Origin of the sequence: Hoylesella marshii DSM 16973 = JCM 13450, from assembly GCF_000146675.1 — a bacterium.
GTDB classification, from domain to species: domain Bacteria; phylum Bacteroidota; class Bacteroidia; order Bacteroidales; family Bacteroidaceae; genus Prevotella; species Prevotella marshii.
The window spans coordinates 1535356-1553399 of sequence record NZ_GL397214.1; the positions used below are offsets into that span (position 1 = coordinate 1535356).

The 18044-nt window shown below is 45.4% G+C and carries 11 protein-coding genes, 1 other RNA gene and 1 pseudogene; 5 read left to right on the forward strand and 8 right to left on the reverse strand.

The window, feature by feature from the left end; all coding sequences use genetic code 11:
* From HMPREF0658_RS11665 to HMPREF0658_RS06455, 7 genes and pseudogenes are all read right to left on the reverse strand, one after another.
* Positions 1–2211 (reverse strand): annotated as a pseudogene (locus HMPREF0658_RS11665) (hypothetical protein); the annotation flags it as partial.
* A 46-nt stretch (positions 2212–2257) separates the two neighbouring features.
* Positions 2258–4672: an OmpA family protein gene (locus tag HMPREF0658_RS06430; protein ID WP_006949510.1), complete on the reverse strand. Its 2415-nt coding sequence runs from the start codon at positions 4670–4672 to the stop codon at positions 2258–2260.
* A 19-nt stretch (positions 4673–4691) separates the two neighbouring features.
* Positions 4692–5249, reverse strand: a complete 558-nt coding sequence (locus HMPREF0658_RS06435; protein WP_006949511.1) for a DUF3575 domain-containing protein — start codon at positions 5247–5249, stop codon at positions 4692–4694.
* Between the two features lie 12 nt (positions 5250–5261).
* Positions 5262–6803, reverse strand: coding sequence for a DUF3575 domain-containing protein (locus tag HMPREF0658_RS06440; RefSeq protein WP_024991115.1), 1542 nt, complete (start codon positions 6801–6803; stop codon positions 5262–5264).
* A gap of 47 nt (positions 6804–6850) precedes the next feature.
* Entirely contained in the window at positions 6851–8200 is a 1350-nt protein-coding gene (locus HMPREF0658_RS06445; RefSeq protein ID WP_244860908.1) for a tetratricopeptide repeat protein, read from the reverse strand.
* 422 nt (positions 8201–8622) lie between these two features.
* Positions 8623–9831 carry a bifunctional 3,4-dihydroxy-2-butanone-4-phosphate synthase/GTP cyclohydrolase II gene (locus HMPREF0658_RS06450; RefSeq protein ID WP_006949514.1) on the reverse strand — a complete coding sequence of 403 codons (1209 nt, stop codon included), beginning with the start codon at positions 9829–9831 and terminating at the stop codon, positions 8623–8625.
* A gap of 27 nt (positions 9832–9858) precedes the next feature.
* Positions 9859–11763 carry an LptF/LptG family permease gene (locus HMPREF0658_RS06455; RefSeq protein WP_006949515.1) on the reverse strand — a complete coding sequence of 635 codons (1905 nt, stop codon included), beginning with the start codon at positions 11761–11763 and terminating at the stop codon, positions 9859–9861.
* 495 nt (positions 11764–12258) lie between these two features.
* On the opposite strand from HMPREF0658_RS06455, the gene HMPREF0658_RS06460 reads away from it, so the two are divergent.
* A complete protein-coding gene (locus HMPREF0658_RS06460) occupies positions 12259–12765 on the forward strand; it encodes a DUF6359 domain-containing protein (protein WP_006949517.1) in 507 nt (168 codons plus the stop codon).
* Between the two features lie 120 nt (positions 12766–12885).
* Here the strand turns inward: HMPREF0658_RS06460 and ssrA are convergent.
* Positions 12886–13286, reverse strand: a transfer-messenger RNA (tmRNA) gene (gene ssrA / locus HMPREF0658_RS11045).
* Between the two features lie 395 nt (positions 13287–13681).
* On the opposite strand from ssrA, the gene HMPREF0658_RS06465 reads away from it, so the two are divergent.
* The 4 genes from HMPREF0658_RS06465 to HMPREF0658_RS10670 all read left to right on the forward strand — a co-directional run bounded on the left by HMPREF0658_RS06465 (position 13682) and on the right by HMPREF0658_RS10670 (position 18004).
* On the forward strand, positions 13682–13945 hold the full coding sequence (locus HMPREF0658_RS06465; protein ID WP_006949519.1) for a hypothetical protein: 264 nt from the start codon (positions 13682–13684) through the stop codon (positions 13943–13945).
* A gap of 265 nt (positions 13946–14210) precedes the next feature.
* Positions 14211–15593: a hypothetical protein gene (locus HMPREF0658_RS11385; protein WP_006949520.1), complete on the forward strand. Its 1383-nt coding sequence runs from the start codon at positions 14211–14213 to the stop codon at positions 15591–15593.
* Between the two features lie 228 nt (positions 15594–15821).
* Positions 15822–16430: a hypothetical protein gene (locus tag HMPREF0658_RS06475; protein WP_006949521.1), complete on the forward strand. Its 609-nt coding sequence runs from the start codon at positions 15822–15824 to the stop codon at positions 16428–16430.
* Between the two features lie 80 nt (positions 16431–16510).
* Positions 16511–18004 (forward strand): hypothetical protein, encoded by a 1494-nt coding sequence (locus tag HMPREF0658_RS10670; RefSeq protein ID WP_006949522.1) that lies wholly within the window; start codon positions 16511–16513, stop codon positions 18002–18004.
* Positions 18005–18044: the final 40 nt, after the last annotated feature.

The window sequence follows — 18044 nt, forward strand, 5'->3', positions numbered from 1 at the left end:
GGCATTGGCTGTGTAACCCATCGAACTGCCTACAGAGATAGGAAGGTTCGTGTACCAAACAGGACCGATGCTATACTCGAAAGAAAGGGGCTGTTGCGTATAGTCACACGTGAGCATCTTCTGCATCTCTTTAAATGTATGATTGACATTATACATCAAACCAACATTAAGACTATTCACAAAAGTGCCCTCATCTTTATAAACTTGTGTCGTGATATAGCGTTCCTTTGGCATACGATAAACCGTATGGCTATAGAATAAAGCTAAACTCGGTGTTATATTATAAGTAAGCATTCCACCGAAGTTAAGGGCAAAATCTGTCCCTGCACTACCCATAGCTAAGGAAGGACCACCATATATATATGTATTCCAACGACGATAGGGATTATAACCAGCAATTGCATTGAGAAGGTTCAATTGATAATCCAAGGATACCAATACATTCTCCATCAGATGCTTTTTCGTTGCTGTATGACCACTATTCTCAACCCAAATGGGATCAGTCAGATATTCACCGTTCAAACGAATACCATGGTAGGCATTCAGATTATAGCCGGCGAACAGAGTTCCATTCTTCAGCAAGGGGGAAGCACCAGTAGAATACCTCCATGTACGTACGGTTGTATTCCATCCCAAACCTCCACCAAGGAAGAAGCCACTCAACTGAGAGTAGCGATTAACCACTCCTATACTATCGAGATTGAACTTCTCACGACTCGGTTTGTCACGGAAGAGCATGGTTAATCCCAATTTGATGGCTAACTCCTCATATTGCTTACGTTGGTCAAAGCCCTGATACTGCTCAATAAAGGCGTAAGAGGGTTCTACGTTCAAACGCAAATCGTTTGTCAGCTTCATCCACAACTGAGTTCCTACACGATAACTGACATAATTACTCTTTACATAATGGTTGTGCTCCTCATTAACAACCCTCATTCTACCAAATTCATAGCCGGCAAGAAGATTCACTCCTACTTTATTATCCCAATTGAAGTTACGATTGAAACCAAACGGATTAAAAAGAAGGTCGAGTGCCATTCCCCTCACGCCCAATAAACTTTTTGTGCGCAATGGGCCATGAGATGGGACTTTGGAATTATCTGCCCAATCTGCATTGGTGATATGAATACCCGAGCGGACACCAAGAACCGGCGACAACCACCATCCGAAATAAGCGTTGGCAGTGTAACCAATTGAGTTGCCCATAGAGAGATTCGTTTTATTAAAGTAAGCTGGGCCTATACTATAGTCGAAGAACATGGGACGACGCCAATGTTTCTTGGCATACTTCTCTTGGAACATACGTTCATCTTCCTCAAACTTCTTCATGAAGTCACCCAAATCATTCTTCTTGGATACTTCCGGCCAGAAATACCAGATATATGAGAGGTTTGCTCCATAACCAAAATCAAGGCTATTGAACTTCGTACCTTCCACTAAATCTTGCTTGCGGGTGGCCAATCTGATAAAAGGTTCTACCGCGAATGCAGCATGTGGACTAGTCGAGACCCTAAACTGCAGGCCAAAGCGTGCATCATAGGACATCGCCGAAGTAGTGGCATAACTTGTAATAATGCTTCCGTCCGTAGCAGACAGTTTGGAACTCTGCAAGCCCAAACCGGCTACACCAGACACCGTTAGTCTGCGTTCCGGACGATAACCCAGCATATAATTCGTAAAATTAAAAAGGTAATCTACATGGGCTCCAAACGATTGATAAGTAGTCTTTGAAGTGAGTAGATTGGCTTCTTTCACAAATCCCCAACCGCCGGTTAATTGCAATCTAACCGAACTCATCGGACTCAAATCCTTACCGAAGCCAACATGGAAATTGGCAAATGGTGTATACCGGAAATGATCATTAGGCAGATAATTCGTAATTCCTCCGCCGAAATCCAGATAAGTATGGTCTAAAAAGCTCTTATTCACAAAGTTATCTCCGCTATATCGATGACGTCGATCCAATATGAAGCGCAGACCATTGAATCCTTTAGGTCTTACCGGCCCGTAATAAACGGTATCTTCGTGCAGAACAGAGTCGCCTATCATGGCCTCCAAGTCCTCCAAATCTGCCACAATCGTGTCACTTTGCTGCACAGTTGTGGGGTTATCTATATAGGTATGCTTGATGCTTGGAAGAAAGTGCGTACCTGCCTTCATAACAAAAGGCGATAACGCAACAACCAATACGACAAATACTCTTCTTTTCATCTTACCTTATCTTAATATTACTATTGTTCTCTTATTTATCATCGCCTTATTCTTCAGCATCCAGTGATGCTGCTTTCGGCTTCTTCATCAGGAGTTTGAATCTCTCTCTATATAAATCTTTCTTCGTTTCATCATAAGGATATCTCTTCCGAATATCATCCGGCACATTCGCATCCGAGGTGAAGAACTTGCTATAAAAAGTTCTATCCATATCAAAACAGTGCTGGAAATAAGCCAAGAAATTAGGCATACCATTGGATTGCAACTTCATTCCCAAATCTGTTCCGTAGTCTTGCAAAAGTGTAGCATAATCGTTTTCAGATTCAATATCAGGATCATTAGCAGCAATAATACCCATCATATACCACTTCTTTGCAAGGTTATCCGGCAACGAATCCACAAGCGGAACCAATGAAGGATAACTAAATTCCAACTCCGGCGCAAGCTCTATACTCAGAATGGCATCATTAAGATGGCTGGTTCCTCTGATATAAGACAGTGCCCTTTGCGAAGCCTCATCTTCTTCTTGCGTTTTATTCTGCTTAAAGAACAAGGCCTCAAGATCAATTAGCATCTTTAAAGCATGAAATTCTTCTGTATCGGGCAGCTTATTGGCCAAGTGATTGGCTTCAGAAAGTTTCCGAGATTTCAGATACATCAAAGCCTGATTAGCCACAATTTCACGGAAATTGACCGTATACATATAAGAACTTTCAAAAGATACTGGTCGAGAAACCTCCAGACCTGCTTTCATATCAATGAATGGTTCCAAAACGGAAAGATCCACACTGTCTTTCTCCAACAGATAACAAGCCACTCTATTGGCAAGATAAGCAGCAAAAGGACTATATTTCATTGTCTTTCTTGCCTTATTTTCATTATAGGCACGATATGTCAATTTGCGCAATTCGGCACTATCAGTAATCTGATTGAATAGGTTATAATAGTCTCCATTAGAGAATACTTCCGTACCTCCTACAGCATAACGAGGGTCATTGTTATAAGTCCAAAGGACTTCTTTCGGCTCCAAAATCTTGTTACGACGAAGCGTATAAGTACTCTTAATCAATCGTTGGTTCTTCATAATTTGCTCAATCGTGGGGTTGCTGACCATCATTCGACCGATATTTGTCAGATTATTAGACTGTGCATAACGCCTCAACTCTTCAGACTCGGACTTCTGCCCACGCTCCATCAAGGAGTCGGCGACATCAAACCATGTGTAAACCTTAGGCTCTTTAATATTCAAACCGGCACTCCGTATATTTGCTCCCACCATCTTCAGAATCTTTTGGGCACGCCTTCTTGCCAAGTCTATATTAGAAGCTTGGTTACCTTCAGGCGATGCTGTGCCCTGAATGCTAAAGTTCATCAATGAATTACCGTAAGATCGCAATTCCTTCACCAATAATTCCAATGTCTGCTGATTTGTAATATCCTCTGTCAGCTCATCTTTTCCTACGATAAAAGTCAATTGCAAATCGCGCGGAACCTCACTCAATCTGGCGCGTACTTGCTCATAGAGTTTCGGCTCCAATTTCATTTCTTTTGCCGTGAAACCTACGTCAAGCATCTTCCATGGCCTGCGCACATTGTTGCTTCCTTCCTTATTATCTCGATAATAAACATGCGTATAATCTTCAAGACTAAGTGTAGATACCCATTTATAAAGGGCATCAATGTCCGGCTTAGGATAAGTGAAGTCCCATCCGAAACTGAAGACATCGTCTGTCAACGTATTACCATAAACATAATAAGAATGGAGTGAGTCCCAACGTTCAAAATCGTAACTCTTTCTTTTTATTTGATTGGCATGATACTTATCGCCTTCAAAGACCAGAGGCTCTAAATACTGTATGGTATCATTCGTCTTTGTATCAACAACTATCGGCTGGAAAATCAGACGGGAATGCTTTGTCGTATACCAAGCTGGCAGGGCAACATTCACCGTCCACCGCATATTAGGTCCGTCATCAATAGGAGGTAATTCCTTGAAGCTCATACCCCTCCGTTTAGAAACGACACTCACATTCTGAATCATGATACCATCTGCTCTCGATGGGGCAAAAATAATCTCATAATTCAAACGAGCTGCAGTGACATCTACTAACTTCAGAAAGCCTTCACTAATTAAGAGCAAAGCTCCTCCGGCCGACACATCTGCCTCGAAATGGCCTTCGTAGTCCGGTATGACAATATCATTACTCTTTATCTTAACAACACTTCCAAAAGTCCGGTTTTGGGAATTATAGAGTTGTGCCTGTCGGCGTGCCTCGGCTTTGTTATCAAATACATAGACCGGAACTGACAGGGGAAGTTTTCCCTGCCCGTCTCCCGACAGTCCTTTCATGGCCTTGTACACCGTACCCGTTATATGCATTGCCTGCGCATGTCCCTTTGTGGCAAATCCAAGGAACAGGAAAACAGACAACATTCCATAAAATATATTCTTTTTCATCATCAGTTCCCTTTAAAAAACTTTACCATATTGCGTATGAAAGTGTAACACCTATCTTTGTCGGCAGTATGCGATGACTCCAAAAACCTTCTGCTGCGGGCGCATCGCCATTCACCACTAATGCAGAACCGTCTAACATTGTTTCTTTATGATGGGAAAAGACAACGCCTACACCGGCATGTGCATCTATCGACAAACGGTCGGTCAAAGGAATCACATAACCAAAAGAGAGGCCGGCTCCCCATGCTGTGCCATCATAATTCCGGTTGTTCCATGTCATATCATAAGAAGCGGCAAGCAGACTAAGACCAACGAAATGATGGTACATAGGCCGTCCGCCAAAGTAATAACGATATTCGGGCTGTACACCCACCACTTTCATCTCCTTATGGAAATAGGGCTTATTGTTCACAAAGACAGACAAGCCAAGGGTCGAACGATTACCCATCGTCATTTCTGCTCCCATATTATAAGTTTGCAGAGCGAGCATCGTAAGATCGGTATTCACAGAGAATGTCTGTGCCTTTGCTGCATGATTTACTCCCAGCAATAATGCAAGAAATATAATTATCTTCTTCATCTCGACTCTTCTTTATGATTCCTTATTTACGTCTTTATTCTCTTCTTCACCGCTTGTACCCGTCTCAGAGTCTCCGGGATTCTCTTCCTTACCGGCAGTATTCGTTGCTTGAGGCTCCTCCTCGTCTTTCTTCTTAGATTTGGATTTCTCCTCGTCTTTCTTCTGCTTCTTCAGTTTTTTCTCTTCTTCTTTTGCTTTCAAAGCTTCTTGCCTCTGTGTCTGCTTCACCTGTGCCAAGGAATCTCGTTCCCGTTTGGCTCTCTCACGGTCTTGTTCTTTCATCAGAGCGGCTTCTGCTTCTTGAGATTTGCGAACAGTCTTCAATGAGTCTGCCTCGCGTTTGGCTTTTTCTCTATCGAGTTGCTTCTGCTGTGCAGCCTCTGCAGCTTTCTCTCTCTCCACTACTTTCAGTGAATCAGCCACTCTCTTGGCATTTTCTCTATCGAGTTGCTTCTGCTGTGTAGCTGCTACGGCTTTCTCTCTTTCCACTACTTTCAGTGAATCGGCCACTCTCTTGGCATTCTCTCTATCAATCTGTTTTTGGCGTGCAGCCTCTACGGCTTTTTCTCTTTCCACTACTTTCAGTGAATCAGCCACCTTTTTAGCTTCAGCCTTAGCCTTAAGTGCTTCTATATGTAATGCCTCATTCACTTTCTTCAAAGAGTCGGCCTGATACTTCCGCTCTATTTCGAGATGCTGTTTCTCAAATCGTTTCTCATAATCTACCTTTTCCAAAGAATCGGCTTTCAACCTACGCTGTTTCTCTAAAGCGGTATTGATGCTATCCATCCTCATCTTCTGGGCATCCAATGCTATGCGATAATCAGTATCAACCAACATACGATTCTTATACTTATTAGATAGCTTGGTTCCGAAATGATAGACTAAAGAAGCCTTGATAATATCGGTAGATGCGGCATAAATCCATGGCGAAAAGGTGAGTGCATAACCGCTCTCCGGTTTTGTTACGGTATAAACGTATTGATTTCCGGCAAATTCTCTGCGATATTCGTGATATTTAGCGAAAACTACACCGGCATTCACGCCCAAATCCAAATCAAGACTTGCGCCATTCTGATAACCATAAAGCTGCGTAATCGTACCGACCATAAGGCCTCCGAAGACACCCTGACCTTTCCTGCCGACGCTTCCCAACTTAATATCAAACTTGTTAGCACCGGCATAAGCGCCTACATAAAACACTCGTTTAGGCATATGGGCATGCCAATATTTACGCAGCTCCACACGACCGTCATAGAGGTCATACACATAATAAGGACGCACTTTCGTATCGGCATGCCAATTAAAACGACCATACAAACCTACAGTCCATGTATTCCAGTTTTTATTACCTGTGGCAAATTCCACTCCGACATTAGGAGTCAGCACAAGCCAATCCACGATATTCGCTCTCAGGTTGAAACGTTCTATTACTTTCAACGTGTCCACCTTATTATAATATAACAAGCGTCCTTGGGCGAATAATTCCGGTGTTCCGAGGAAGAACAACAACATAAGCAACATAAAATGCCTACGTCCTCTTGACTTTATCATAACCTTTAAATTATCAATACGTTTCATATCTATCGCTATCCCTGCCGTTATCCAAAGGCGTCTATAATCTGTTTCGCATATTCATCAGAGGGATTCAGCGCTTGTATCTTATGTGCATAGCTGGAAGCCATCTTGTAATCCTTGCGCGTATAATAATAGAAAGAGAGCTGTTTGTAGCATTCTATAAGCACAGGCTGGCTCTCTCCGCTCTGTTCCAACAGTTCTGCCGCTTTCAGGAAATAAGGTTTGGACAGTCCCTTCTTATCCCCTTGGTCGAGCAAGCCGTTTACTTTTGCCTGCCAATAATATCCCAAATAGGTATCAGGACGTAACGCAACGATTTCTCCGTAAATTCTGTTTGCCTGAACAAGTGCATCAGACTGCTCCAATGTCAGCGGCTTACCTTCTTCCATATTATCGGTTGCCTTTCTCCAATAGAGACGTCCTAACTGAAACAACTCATAGGCCATGTTCTTATCCTCCTTATCCAACGACTTCACATAAGCCTCATAATACTTGATGGCATTATCGTAGTCATTGATATGGGCGTAAGATTCTGCAATCTCCTTCTTAATGGTGGGCAGGTCTGGATTTTTCTGTAAAGCGATATTAAATTGGTCTATCGCTTCCTTTCTCTTGCCTAATCCGTTCAGCACATAGCCATAATAGATGTAATCGCGATATTGCAATTTTGTCTCGTCACCATTATATAATAGGTCATTGGCATTCTTTTGGGCTGCTTCAAAATCGTTGATCTCCGTATTCGTGTATAGCAGCAAACGGTTGAACACGACGTTGCGGGGCTCACGTTGATGTCCCAATTCGGCCAATTCCAATGATTTTACGTAGTCTTTCTTCAAGAATTCAAACAGAGCGTAATGTGTCAGTTCCTCGATATCCAACGAATCGGCACCAATCTTTTCATACGTAGCAAGGGCATTGTCAATATCGTTGGCTGTATAATAAAGCTCTGCCACCTTTTTATCAATATTGATATCCGGTCTGTTCTGGCCAAGAACTCTCAGTTTCTCTATAGCCTTTGCGATATCCGTCTTTTGCACCAAATCCGCATATTTATAATAGGCATCAGGGTCACGCCTGTCAAAATACATGGCACGACCATAATAATATAGGGCTGAATCGGGAAGATTCTTCGCACGTGCTATATCGCCTCCAAGGTTTAAGGCTTTCGTACTGATACGAAAACAACGCTGTGCCCGATTAAAGAAGTACGTTGCTTCATCCGTTTTACCGGCATCCAGAAAGACTGTACCCACAGCTGCAATCAAATCCGTATTGTCCTTGTTTTTTTTAATCAACTTCTCTGCATTCTCTTTTGCCATTTCTACGTCATCTTTCAAAAATGCTTTGATGACCAAAATGTCACTACTTTCCATTATGTTTTGCGAAAAGATGGGCAGGCAAATCAATAGAGATATTGCACATAGCAACCATTTCTTATCCATTCCTATTCGTTATTTATCATTTTACATTATAAGCAAATCCCTAATAAAGAAGAGGCAAAGACAAGAAACTTGGAAAAACCCATCGCAGAAACTTTATCTTTTATACCTCGTAGCTATTCCATGATAACCAAAAAGTATCCCGTCCTCACAACGTGTGAACCTCGACACTCTTGAAATCGGAAAACAGCTGCAAAGGTATTATATTTTTTCTAATAAAAAAGAAATAACCGCGTTTTTTAACGCAACTGCCCTTATTTTCCTCTCTACTCACGAGTGCACGAGGTGTTTTATAACATAATTTTATAAATTTAAACTATATTATTTCATCTAATACTTCATGTGGCAGCAGGCATTCAGAGATGCAGGTCGTGCCCCATGCGGTCTCTCTTTGTCTTCAAGTAACGATAGTCGTACTTGTTGGGAGAAATCTCTATGGGTACGATTTCGCTAATCTCCAATCCATAGGCCTCTAATCCCACGCGCTTCACGGGGTTGTTGGTCATGAGGCGCATCTTGTGGATACCGAGGTGGCGGAGCATCTGTGCACCACATCCGTAGTCGCGTTCGTCGGGCTTGAAGCCGAGGTGTACGTTGGCATCCACGGTGTCGAGTCCCTCTTCCTGCAACTTATAGGCAGCCATCTTGTTCATCAGTCCGATGCCGCGACCTTCCTGTTGCATATAGATGAGCACGCCTTTGCCTTCTTCTTCAATCATTTGCAGCGACTGGTGCAACTGCTCTCCGCAGTCGCATCGCATACTACCGAGGATGTCGCCCGTAGCACAGGAGGAGTGTACACGCACCAAAATGGGCTCATCGGGCTTCCATTCGCCTTTGACAACGGCCATGTGTTCCACGCCGTTAGCTGTCTGACGGAAAGGAATCATCCTAAAATGTCCGTAACAGGTAGGCAGGTCTACCTCTGTGCCTACTTCTATCAGTGATTCGCGTTCGAGCCGATAGGCAATCAAATCTTTAATGGATATCATCTTGAGATGGTGCTCCTCGGCTACTTTTACCAAATCAGGCATACGCGCCATGGTACCGTCTTCGTTCATAATCTCCATGAGTGCTCCCGCGGGATAGAGACCTGCCAACTTGCAAAGGTCTACAGCTGCCTCGGTATGACCACTGCGGCGCAACACACCGTTGTCTTGGGCATAGAGCGGATTGATATGCCCCGGACGTCCGAAAGTTTGCGGTGTGGATGCAGGGTCGGCCAAGGCACGAATGGTTGCAGCACGGTCGTGGGCAGAGACCCCTGTGGTACAGCCCTCGAGTTTGTCTACTGTCACCGTAAAGGGGGTACCGAGTACCGATGTGTTGTCTGTCACTTGGTGAGGCAAGTCGAGTTCTTTACACCGCGAAATGGTAATGGGAGCGCACAGCACCCCTCTGGCATGTTTCAGCATAAAGTTTACTTTCTCGGGGGTAATTTTCTCTGCTGCAATAATGAAGTCGCCTTCATTCTCACGGTCTTCATCGTCTACTACGATAACGAACTTACCGTCGCGAATGTCGTTTACGGCTTCTTCTACACTGTTTAACTTGAAGTTCTCCATATTGATGTGATGATTGGGTTTTTCGATTTATGCGAGTTGCCGCTCGACAATGCGAGCGATGATGTGTTCGTTGGTGCGGGTAATGGTACGCAGGTCGCGTATCAGGCGCACACGGAACATCCATATTCTGACATACAACACTGCGCCTAAGGGTATGACCACAAACGATGCGATATTGAGCCATTTGCGTTCAAAGGGGCGGGTGTGGGCTTTCAGCGACATGAAAGGGTAAGCATTGAGTGCGCTGAGAATCACTTTGTCGCGCGTGTTGGAAAGGTCTTCGATAATGTTCTCCAATTCTTCGCCGATGCGCTCTATTTCGTGGTCGGGTTCGTATTTGAAGAATAGTCTGATGACGTTGGGCATTGACAAGAGGCGATGCTTGCCGGCGTAAGCCCGTATGTCGGCTGTCATGGTTTCAAGTCTTTCGGCATCGGCGCGATAATCGGGGTCGTTGATGATGACTTCCTTACCGGCTACATGCCGTTTGAGGCGCAATCCAAACAACCGCATGAAGAAATTGCGGTAAAGGTCGATATTGAACACCACAGAATCGTTGTTCGCCTTATAGGTAATGAAGATGGAAAGGGGAATCAATACCGCAGGAGCCAGCCCCTTGCCGAACCACACTGTCCACATGCCTCCTCGCGCCATGCGATATCCGGAGTTGTCTAATATATAATAGATGATATACACCAGCACAGAGATAATCACGGGAACGCCCAATCCGCCCTTGCGGATGATTGCGCCGAGGGGCGCACCGATGAAGAAGAAGATGAGACACGATAAGGCCAGCGTAAACTTACTGATGGCTTCGATGTCGTGTTCTCGTATGAGTTGGTCGCCGTCGGAGGTAAGCATGGCACGGAAGTCGAGGTTGCTTGCTTCCATTTTCACCGTATTGAGTGCACTGTTAATGAGATTTTTCCGCTGCTCATCCGGCAGACGTTGGTAGAGGCTGTCGAAAACCACACGACCTTCGGCTACCTGCTTCAACGCCTTCAGCGAGTCGCTGCGACGGAGATGGTGCACTGTGAAATGCTGTGCTACCATATCGCGGTATATCTCCCGCCCCACACTGTCATACTGATGATTGAGCGAATCGAGGTCTTTTCGTATCTGGGAGAGGCTCTTTGTCCGCGCATTGTTCGACATGCTGCCCCCATCTTCTAAGCTGAAGTCGCTGTCGAAGTCAAGTACGATACGCTTAGAGAGAAAGGTCTCACGCCGATAAGGCACTGATGCGCTACTGCCAAACTCCGTAGAACGCATGTTCTCGAACCATTCGCCGCTGTAGAGTGTCAGCAATAAGTGTTTCCTGTCTGCTGTTGTCTGCAACCGGCCGGAATCGGCAAGGATGATGGCGGCATCTTCGTAGCTATCTGTCATGCGATATATCATGATGCCATACAAGACACCCGTATCTCGGTTCTTTTTCTGCACATAGAGATTGGATTGCGGAATGCCATCGTAAAAGATGCCTTCGGGAATCTCGAGCTCGGGGTTCTTGTGACGCATGGATTGTATCAACACGTTCAGGCGACTGTTTGCTTCCGGTCCCACGTTGTTTTGGAAATAAAAAGAACCTATTGCGATGAGGCACGATAGGAGTATCAACGAGCGGAAAGACTGCATCAGGGAGATACCGGCAGCCTTAATGGCCGTGAGTTCAGAGCTTTCTCCCAAGTTGCCAAACACGATAAGAGACGACAACAGGATAGCCAGCGGCAAGGCCTGTGGTACTAACATCAAGCCCATATACCAAAAGAACTGTGCAAGAATCTCAAGAGCCAGCCCCTTGCCGATGAGTATATCGACCCAACGCCACAGGAATTGCATCATTAACACAAACTGACAAATCACGAATGTGCCCACAAACAGCAGTCCGAACTGTTTGGTAATGAAAATGTCTAATTTCTTTATACGAAACATTCCTCGTCGTGTATCCGACAGCCACTAAGGCAATCACCGTGCAAAATTAGTATAAAAATATCAGAAACCCGATTTTTCCTCTGATTATCCCATCATTTTTTATCCCCTGCGGCTGACTGCTGTTTAAGTGCTTTACCAAGTCGAGATACACAGCAAGAAAGCTAATGACACAAACAAGCATAGCTCTGAGCACATGAAAGCTATGCTTTGACGTCTTAAAAGCTATCTTTTTACACGGTAGGAGCTATGCTTTTTCAACAGAATTCGTAAAGCATTGTTTATCTGTGTGTTATCTCTTGTGTAACCGTATCACACATTCGGTATTTTACGGGGAAATGAAATAGGAATGAAAACAACGGCCTGCGCGGCAATGACAACCCCTTATCGCCTCTTTTGCAACATGACTTGTGGCGGCGACAGCAGATTCTTTTTCCTTTTGTTTGGAAGTTATCGGAAGATTCTTTATATTTGCGTAGTCCTCAATATCTTACCATCATGAAGAATCTTACGCTTGTTACATTGCTGTTGGCATCGCTTTTCTTTGCCTCATGTGAGAAACCTTCGCTTGAAGGAGACGAAAAGAAACCGAAGAAACCGCATACGGAGAAACCCGACGACAAAGGAAAAGAAGACGAGAAACCTCCTGAAAATCCGAAAGATTACATCACTATCCATGATTTTCTCACCAAAGATTATTCTTCGCAAATATGGGTAGCCGGCTATATCGTGGGTGCTTGCAAACGTTCCATCTCCAATGCCGAGCTCAAGGCGCCTTTCTCTTTTCAAACGGCTCTCTTGCTTGCCGACGATAAAAACGAGACGGATAAGGGGAAAATGATGGCGCTCGAACTGCGTACCAAATCGGTGGCAAGACGAGAATTAAACCTTGTCGACCATCCCGAAAACCATCGCAAGCGTATCAAAGTCTATGGATATCAAACCACTTATATGGGCGTTCGGGGTATGAAAAAGTGGGGAAGCCTTTACGAATGGATGAAGTAAACGCGATACAACGAAATCCGTTACCTCATGCACCTCATCAAACAATGCAGCCGCGTCCTGTAACGAACACGGCTGCATTTGTTTCCGCAATGACGATTCACCTATATTCATCGCGAACGGAAGTGGAGATGGAGGGAGTTGAACCCTCGTCCAAACAGGGAAACCATACGCTTTCTACACGTTTATTCCGGACTTTTATTTTCGTGTTATGACAAGACCCGGACCACCCATCATAACCTTATCCTCTGAAATTTCATCAAGCCGATGAGGCGCGACTTGACTATTTCCGATGAAACCGCATTGCTTTTTCGGGCTATTTCGGAAACACAATTCCCGAGCAATGTCTCGTTCCGTTACCTTGTAACAGAATAAAGCCTTACATCTACTGTGCTTCGATCAGGCAGCGAGAGCGTATTGTTTTTCGCCAGATAATTCTTTGACCGATGAGATTAGGGAGCCAACGGCCAACGCTCCACGTGCTTACGTACCATCTCAACCCGCTGTCAAATCCGGTCATCCCCTGATGCCATCCGGCTTTCCTATAGCTGCTGCGGATAAGCCACCGACCTCGCATCTTTACGATGGTAAGCGCAAAGATAGTATTTCCAATTCTATTTTGCGACGATAGAACACACTTCTTAAGGAAATATAACAACTTTCATGGGTGAAAACACTTTTTTTCCATTCTTTAAACCTAAAAGAAAAGCAGGGATTTCACAAAAAGAAACATAATTGTATTTATTTGTAAATGTTACACTCGATATGCCCATATACAGGGCGTTTCCGCAGACGAAATGTCCGATTTTGCAAGATGGGGAGATTGAAGAATGTCCGATTTTGCAAGAAGGATGTCCGATTTTGCAAGGCCTCTTCGTCAGTTTCCTCCTAATTTTGCCCCAAGAAAACGTCTTCAATCATGATAGAAATCAAACATAAGCAACAAAACGACGCTCCGAAGAAGCGGGAAGACCATCCGGAGTTGTACGACGAACGTATGGAACTGCTCGACACCATCCATGAAATGGTGGAGCAGGAAGTGGTCAAACACATCGGCAGCGTGCGTGCGCCACAGGATAGCGTGCGCCAACAAAAGCCACCGCCAGACAAGGCAAAGCCCGACCGCCCGCCTGTGCGCGGAGTGCGGAAGTGGCTTCAGTGGCTGTCTGATTACCTGATATGACACCTTATATATATAAGGACAGCAGCGGGGAAGTGCTACCGGCAACGCTCATAACCTAATCCTTTTTCATAACTCTCGCTCCGGCGGCCTCCCCGCTCTTTCTATTCGCCTCTCAAGTGATGAGAAGAATGGTAACAGCAAACCCGACTACGGGAGGGATAAAACTCCCGAAAACAACAAAATATACTTTTAATATCAACCCAACACCCAAGCCCCCGATACGGCGTTGCTCCGAAAGGAGATTTAATAGGGGGGCATTATTATTATGAAGAATAAAATACTCACACTCCTCCTCACCATCATAGCGATGATGTGGGCAGGTAATGTGCAGGCGCAGCAGTCGTTCGAAATTGACGGCGGGGAAATCGATTTCACCACTTCTGCCAACCTCACGGGGCCGTGGCTCCAATCGGGCAAGGTGAGTTGGGACGCTATGACCAAGACGCTCACCCTCGACAACGCCATCCTCGTGGCAAAAAAGAACGCATTTAATTTTATTAACATCAGGCATATAGGATGGACATTGCGCCTTATCGGCAGCAACTCCATCACCACCTCCGGCTGGACAGGAATAACAACAGTGGATGCAGACCTTAAAATCAAAGGCGGAGGTAGCCTCAAGATTGATGCCCAAGTATATGCCATTTCACATACCGGTGCCGACAAAGGCGTGACCATCGAAAACTGCACGGTGGAAACAAGCAAGAGTTTTAGCGGCACGAAGGGTAACGGGTCTTCACTTGTCATAAAGAACGCCACGGTGAAGTTCAGCAAGGTTATGAATTTCAAATCCATCAGTCTCATCGGTTGCGAAATCAAAGTACCCGTGAACGGCAGGGTAGACACGAATGATTATGGTATGCAGATTATCGTCGATAAGGACGGTGAAGAGGCCAAATCTGTCGAAATAGAAGCTGGGCCTGCCATCAATTACGACCTTTCTATTTGCGGCACGAAAGTAACCTCAGCCAACTGCGACAACCTCTCCGCGCTTGACGGCGTAGAAGGAACGGTGAGTTACGATGACGACACGAAGACCCTTACGCTGAATAATGCTACCATCCGCACAGCTGGCAATATCGCCATCTACAACATGCTTGATGGCTTGACCATCAAGGTTATCGGCACCAACAACATTGCAACAGAAAGCAACAGAGTCATCTTCTGCGGTAGGGGCACCACCTTTACCGGCAGCGGAACGCTCAACGCAGAAAACCGGACAACAGCTTTTGTTATGTTTGGAGCTGTTACCATAGACGGCTGTACCGTGAACATCAAAGGCGACATCATGGGATTTAACGGCACGAGCGGCGAGAACCTCACTGTACGAAACGCTACGGTAACGGTAGAGGGAAACGTTGCCGGCTCTATTCGTCTACTCAACAGCCTCACCTTGGAAGGCTGCGCCATCACCCAACCCGTCGGAGCCAAGTTCGACCTTCGGAAACACGCCGTGACACTCAACGGCGAGATAGTAAAGAGCAAAGTGGTTATCACCAAAGGCGCAACGGGCATCAACACCCCGACAGCCGACATACCTGCTTTCAAGCGCGGCATCTACACACTCGAAGGTGTCCGCCTCAAAGACAAGTTTAACAGCCTGCCCAAGGGCGTGTATATCGTCGACGGCAAGAAGGTGGTGAAGTAGTAAGAAACAGCTGTGTTCCGTACTAAGTAACTATGGTGCGGAGCATCGCTCGCCAAAGGTGCTAAACACCCTTGAGCAAAGATGCTCCGATACTGTTGCACCAAAAGTCTTACAATAAATTCCGTAAAAGGCTATAAAACATAAATATCAACCCAACGCCCAGGCCCTCGATACGGCGTTCCCGCATAAAAAGAAATCCGCGGGTCATTAGGGGGGCACCATAAAGCAATGAAGAAAAATTTATTTTTTGCAAACGCAGCGAAAGCAGCTTTCGCCCTTGCAGCAGTGTTCATGATGTCAATTGCTCTCGCTTCTTGTGGAGGTGATGACAAAGACGATCCGAACCCCGGCCCCAGTCCCAAACCTAATCCTAATCCCGAGTTGAGAGAAAACGCCTTAACCCTTAACGGTAAGGACTATGCCATCGCCAAGGCTTCTATTATAGATATTGGCCAAGACAATTACTTCAGGATAGAGCTCGCTACCCCTTTAGTTGTGAAAATAGGCGTATATATGAGACTTGATTTGAAACTCCATGCCACTGGCAAGCCCTTTGATCTGACAAAACTTTACCCCGAGAAGGATGATGATGACCCTGATTACCGTCCATATGGAACTTGGGAACTCGAAGTCTATCAAGATGGGAAGACTTTCTTTGCCTGTGACGATCAACCCGATAAAGGTACCCCTTGTATCAGTGGCACTGTCACCATCACGGGCAACGCCAAAGAGGACTTCGCCATCGAGTTCAAAGACGTACGCGCCAAGGGTAAAGATGGTAACGAATACACGTTCTCGGCATACTTCAAAGGCAAGCCGGAAAAGAAGACCGTCTGACACCGAATCGCCCCCCTCTTCCTGTTGAGGGGGGATTATGAAAGAAAATTTCCAATTAAATATCATTAAGAATAAAAGTTATGATGAAGAAAACATTTTTAGCGAGCGCAGCAAGCAAGGTTTTTGCTCTCGCTACAGTATTTATGATGTCAATTGCTCTCGCCTCTTGCGGCGGTGATGGCAAAGACAACCCGGCACCAGACCCCGGTCCCAATCCTGGTCCCAATCCCGATCCGGGTTCCGAGTTACCGCTACCTAAGGACAAAACGGTTCATTTCGACGACAGAGAATTTCCCATCAAGCTGGCCGAATACGAACATCTGGGCGGCACGATGTACAACATCCACCTCTACATGGGTGAAAAGGGTATGTACGCATCACACAAAGTGGTTATTCATGCAGACATGAAACATCACTTCACCGGTAGCAAGATCGACCTGTCTAAAAAAGAAGGCATCCACGACGGACAATACTGGGGATTGGAATACTATAATAGAAACGGTGAACCTCTCTTAGAAACATGGGGCGACCCCAGCTACACCAAGAACCCCATTTTCAATACCGGTAACCTCTCTATAAGAGGTAAAGTTGCCGAGGGTGTTGAAATCCTGCTCCTCAATGGGCGCTTCAAGGACATGAAAGGTAAAGATCGCACCATGACGTTGAGCTACTCGGGCAAGATAACCCAGGAGTATGAAAACATACCCGCCGAAGGATATGTTACCATCAACACCTACAGCGAAGAAAGCATCAAAAGCGGTAGCTTCGAAGACAAAGATAAGGGTAACTATGTGTTACACTTCAATATCGGTAGCAGAAAGGAAAAGGTAGTGATTTTTCTGAACAAAGACTACCACATCGGCAAGCGCATTGACCTGACCCAAAAAGAAAGTTCGCATAGCGGGTCGTACTGGAAAGTGGAGTACTACGACGCATCCGGCAACCTCGTGGCCAGCAATAGCGGCGACCCCAACGATACGGACTCCAAACCCCTCAAACACGGCATCCTCGATATCACCGGTAAGGTTGACGGCGATCTCCACGTCAAGCTAAAGAGCGGAACCCTGCAGGGCAAAGGAGAGAACTACAATGTCAACCTGCACTACAGAGACAAGCTGACCGAGATACTGCCTGATACACCCAAAAGCATCGCGGGGACTGTTAACATCGATGGAGAGAATTACATCATTTGGAGAAGCAAATCCGAACTTGACACACCCCACACAGGTTCTGTCAAGTTTCTGGTGACTTATTACCTCAGGAACAAGACGGATTATCCAAGAGCGGTCATCAGGATGAGCGAAATTCACTTCGGAAAAAGAATTGACCTTTCTTTACCGGATGCAAATCCGGGGACAATGACGTTTTGGGAAATAAGATACTACGACGAAAACGGAAAACTTGTGTTTGATACCAGTGCCCTTGACCATAAGCAGCACTTCAAAAGAGGTACTCTCTGGATTACCGGCAACACAATCACTACCATTAATGTAGGAGTGGATAACGGTGTTGTCATGGGTAAAGACAGCAAGCTACATACCTTCTCGATGTGGGCCAACAAGGCACCTAAGTAGATAGAATAACGCCGAATCGGCCTGAGTGCGCCTATGGGGC

Coding starts and splice junctions, on each gene's coding strand:
- HMPREF0658_RS06465 (WP_006949519.1), top strand. CDS start 13,682: ATGATAGAAATCAAACATAAGCAACAAAACGACGCTCCGAAGAAGCGG.
- HMPREF0658_RS11385 (WP_006949520.1), top strand. CDS start 14,211: ATGAAGAATAAAATACTCACACTCCTCCTCACCATCATAGCGATGATG.
- HMPREF0658_RS10670 (WP_006949522.1), top strand. CDS start 16,511: ATGATGAAGAAAACATTTTTAGCGAGCGCAGCAAGCAAGGTTTTTGCT.
- HMPREF0658_RS06475 (WP_006949521.1), top strand. CDS start 15,822: ATGAAGAAAAATTTATTTTTTGCAAACGCAGCGAAAGCAGCTTTCGCC.
- HMPREF0658_RS06440 (WP_024991115.1), bottom strand. CDS start 6,803: ATGATAAAGTCAAGAGGACGTAGGCATTTTATGTTGCTTATGTTGTTG.
- HMPREF0658_RS06460 (WP_006949517.1), top strand. CDS start 12,259: ATGAAGAATCTTACGCTTGTTACATTGCTGTTGGCATCGCTTTTCTTT.
- HMPREF0658_RS06435 (WP_006949511.1), bottom strand. CDS start 5,249: ATGAAGAAGATAATTATATTTCTTGCATTATTGCTGGGAGTAAATCAT.
- HMPREF0658_RS06450 (WP_006949514.1), bottom strand. CDS start 9,831: ATGGAGAACTTCAAGTTAAACAGTGTAGAAGAAGCCGTAAACGACATT.
- HMPREF0658_RS06430 (WP_006949510.1), bottom strand. CDS start 4,672: ATGATGAAAAAGAATATATTTTATGGAATGTTGTCTGTTTTCCTGTTC.
- HMPREF0658_RS06455 (WP_006949515.1), bottom strand. CDS start 11,763: ATGTTTCGTATAAAGAAATTAGACATTTTCATTACCAAACAGTTCGGA.
- HMPREF0658_RS06445 (WP_244860908.1), bottom strand. CDS start 8,200: ATGGAAAGTAGTGACATTTTGGTCATCAAAGCATTTTTGAAAGATGAC.